Annotated in this window: 4 protein-coding genes; 2 read left to right on the forward strand and 2 right to left on the reverse strand. The window is 55.8% G+C overall.

The window, feature by feature from the left end:
* A partial coding sequence (locus AC1DO7_RS40310; protein WP_477117494.1) for an alpha/beta fold hydrolase occupies positions 1-591 on the forward strand: 591 nt, incomplete at its 5' end.
* Between the two features lie 112 nt (positions 592-703).
* Here AC1DO7_RS40310 and AC1DO7_RS40315 read toward each other — a convergent pair.
* Positions 704-1,699, reverse strand: coding sequence for a GlxA family transcriptional regulator (locus tag AC1DO7_RS40315; RefSeq protein ID WP_441619102.1), 996 nt, complete (start codon positions 1,697-1,699; stop codon positions 704-706).
* Positions 1,700-2,113: 414 nt separating this feature from the next.
* A complete protein-coding gene (locus AC1DO7_RS40320) occupies positions 2,114-2,509 on the reverse strand; it encodes a CoA-binding protein (protein ID WP_441619100.1) in 396 nt (131 codons plus the stop codon).
* Positions 2,510-3,131: 622 nt separating this feature from the next.
* Between AC1DO7_RS40320 and AC1DO7_RS40325 the strand changes: the two genes are divergently transcribed.
* Positions 3,132-3,630 (forward strand): response regulator (locus AC1DO7_RS40325; protein ID WP_477117495.1); only part of this gene is annotated, 499 nt, incomplete at its 3' end.

Consider the following 3,630-nt stretch of genomic DNA (forward strand, 5'->3'; position numbering starts at 1 on the left):
GGAAAGTTCGGTCTCGAACATCATGTCGAAGACCTCAGGTGCCTGCTGGATGCACTCGGGATCGATCACTGCACCGTGATGGGAGCTTCCATGGGCAGTTACATCGCCCAAGGCTTCGCCGCCACATATCCGCAGCGGGTCAAGGAGTTGGCCCTGATTGTGACCAAGAGCAATGGTGCAACGTCCTCTTCCGCCCGCATCCTTGAGGAGCACAAGCTCGAGGTGGAGCACCTGACACATCGGGAAACGCAAGAGTTCCTTCTTGGGTTCGCCTTCGGACCCTATGTGGACCCTATCAAGAAGGATGCTCATATCAAGAGGCTTATGCGCTCTCTTCTATCAGAAGACGAGATGGCCGCGGCGGGGGGCGCACTCGTCGGCTTCGACTTCCGGGGAATTCTCCCCAAGATCAGTGCAAAGACCATCGTTATCTCAGGAGCGCACGACCGGCTCAATCCGCCGCAGGAGGGCGCAGCCTGCGCTTCCCTCATTCCGGGTAGCCGGTTCGTTGAGCTCAGCCGGTCTGGACATTTCCCGGTAGTTGAACAAGCGGACGACTACTTCCAGGCATTGGACAGCCTGCTTGGCTAACAAAGGCAATGTGTCGAGCTCTCATTAGTGCCACGTTGCCATGGGCTTTGCGAATCGCAAGAATAGACCTGTACATTGGTAGCTAGGGTGAACCGCTTGTGTTGCTTTGGCATCAGGAGATGTCAACTCCCAATGCCCCGACCCTCCCGGTCACGCCGCAATGCGGAAGCCGCCTGTATTCGGCCGGCGAAACGCCAAGTCGCCTGAGGAAGGCTCGCCTGAGGCTATTAGGGTCACCGAAGCCCGTAAGGGCAGCCACACGTTTTAGCGGATTCCTGGTCTCTTCGAGCATCCTGCGTGCGGCATCCAGTCGCGCTCCCTCAACGAAATCCGCAGGCGTCACGTTGCACTCCTGTTTGAAGATGCGGGCAAAGTTTCGCGTGCTCATCCCCGCATGGGCGGCCAAATTATCCACTGAAAGCTGCTTGTTCAGATTTTCCACCACCCAATTCTGGACATCCCGAATCACGCTCTTCTCTGCAGTCTGCGCAGCCAGATGCGCACTAAACTGGGATTGGCCACCGGGCCGCTTGAGGAACATCACAAACGCACGGGCAACTTTCAGGGCAATCGCTCGCCCAAAGTCCTCCTCTACCATAGCAAGCGCCAGGTCCAACCCTGCCGTGACGCCAGCGGATGTGTAGATATTTCCATCCTTCACATAGATCTGGTCCGGCTCCACCTTTACCTTGGGGAACATTCGGCCCAGCCTGGCAGTTGAGTTCCAATGTGTTGTTGCACGTCTTCCATCCAACAACCCTGTGTGCGCCAAGAGAAGCGGTCCCGAACAGACCGAACCAATCCGACGAACCGTCTTGGCGTAGCGATTAAGCCAATCTCGTATTGCGGTGTCCTTTTCAGCAAGATTCACCAAAGGACTACCGGCGATCAGAAGCGTGTCTATATCGGGGCTGCTGGTATCAAGCGTAGCATCCGGCGTAATCTTCATTCCGTTCGATGCAGTCAGAATGCCGGGCGTTGGCGACACAATCTCGAACTGGTACGCGCCTGGATTTCCTGCCTGACGCGCAGCCTCGTTGAAGACATCGATAGGCCCGACCAAGTCGAGCATCTGGACACTCGGGAAAGCAAGTACAGCGATTTTCATAGCAACAACAGACGTAGATGGCCGGGCGACCGCCTCAAAGGGAGAGAGAGAAAGAGAGCGATACCGCTCCCGCCAGTCGGCAATCGGTAACGTGCAGACGCATCAGCGCGTGCCGATATCCGTAACCGAGCCTTCTCTCCGCAACTGCCGACGCTCATAGTGTCGACAGAACGTGAACTCCGCAGTAAGCAAGACGATACGTTGGCGGAGAAACCACAGGCGAGCACTTCGTCGTACATAAGCGAGAAAGGGTTTTGCAGGCCAGGCCAAACCAGACCACGGCCCGCCTCGCGGTCAGCTCCCGGAGCATGCGGGGATCTTTCACAGTCAGAACATAGTTCTTCGATGCTTGGTTTTGTAATGCGCGACTCCCCAGACTCTTGAGAAGATGCAACAATCGGAGGACCGGAGCGGCTATTCTCCCCACAGCTTCATTAGCTCAATCTTCGGACAGCGATTCTGCACTGCAAGCAGCCACCCCATACGGGCCCACTTCACCGCCTCGCTATTAACGATGCCAAGCTGGAGCCACACCCCACGAAGCCCAAGAAGAACTGCCTCTACGACCTCCGGCGGGACATCACGGCTTTGCCGGCAAATATGAGCCCATTGAATCCGTTCGCCCACCTCCGCCAGCTTTGCCGCTGCATCAGTCAGGCTGGAATGGCATAGCTCGCCCAATACTCTTTGGCCCGCGTGACGGGGATTGACGGGCACGATGCGAAAGCCATCGCGCTGCAGAAATCTGGCTACTTCATAGCTAGCTGTGTCTGGAATGGTGGAGAGGCCGACAATTGCGACGGTTTTCATTGCCAGTATTGCGCGAACTTCACATATTCCCCCATTGAATACTTCCCTCCTTTGTTTCGAGATGCTCTCCCTCCAAAAATCGATATCAACATGTGTTGGCCTCGCCTGTACCGTAACTCTGCATCAGCATGGTCATGACATCCTCCCAACCGTATCTATGCCTCAAACTCTACGTCTTTCCTTCCAGGATTTTTTTCACAACTTTGTTTGAATTTGTCGAAAAATATAATGTGTATTCAACGGCTACTTTAACGGTGGGCGCAACGATGCGCATCGTATGCCGCGCCCCGCCGAGGGACGAGGCGTCGCAAAAGACCATCCCACCGGGAGCCTGGGCTACGCGCCGAGCCTTTCATCACTTTCGAGCTCGATTGGTCTGCACTCAAACTTAGCCAAAATTATGGCAAATCCAGCCATATATGCTGGTGGTAGCACACGCCAGCTTTCACCTTGCTGGTGTGCTAGGCAGAATGGCAAATTCGGCGCGCCGGCTCTCATAAAGTGATGCAGATGTTCTCTTCTGCGGCACTGCATGCCGTGGTGCCGATTTTGATAGGTGAATATGGCGCTTGCCGCTGCGAGACTCGGTACGCGCGCCAAGGCCTAGACGATGGATGTGGGGATGGACAGTACGAAGCGCAGACTACTGCTCGTAGAGGATGACAATAGGCTAGCGAAACTCATCTCGGAGTATCTGAGTGAATTCGACATTGCGACGAGCACGTGCAATCGCGGGGACGAGGCCATAGCCGCGTATCAGGAACTGAAGCCAAACCTGGTTGTTCTAGACCTGATGCTACCTGGGCTGGACGGAATGGAAGTCTGCCGTCGCCTAAAGCAAATCTCGTCGGTTCCGATTCTCATGCTGACGGCACGTAAAGACCCTTACGACCAGATCGTAGGTTTGGAGTTGGGTGCCGACGACTTCGTAGCCAAGCCCGTCGAGCCGAGAGTCCTCCTGGCACGGGTTCGGGCCCTGCTGAGACGTAGTGAACAAAACTCCGCCTCCATTCGACACGAGAACTTGAAGATTGGGGGTCTGGAAATTCACTTGAGCGACCGCCGAGTCGTCTGGCGTGAGGAGACCATCCCACTTCGCACCAAGGAGTTCAACCTCCTTC

The organism is Cupriavidus sp. 05N40 (assembly GCF_056397305.1).

What these genes read in the sequence shown, in the direction of transcription:
- AC1DO7_RS40315 (WP_441619102.1), bottom strand. Translation starts at nt 1,699, where the DNA reads ATGAAAATCGCTGTACTTGCTTTCCCGAGTGTCCAGATGCTCGACTTG.
- AC1DO7_RS40320 (WP_441619100.1), bottom strand. Translation starts at nt 2,509, where the DNA reads ATGAAAACCGTCGCAATTGTCGGCCTCTCCACCATTCCAGACACAGCT.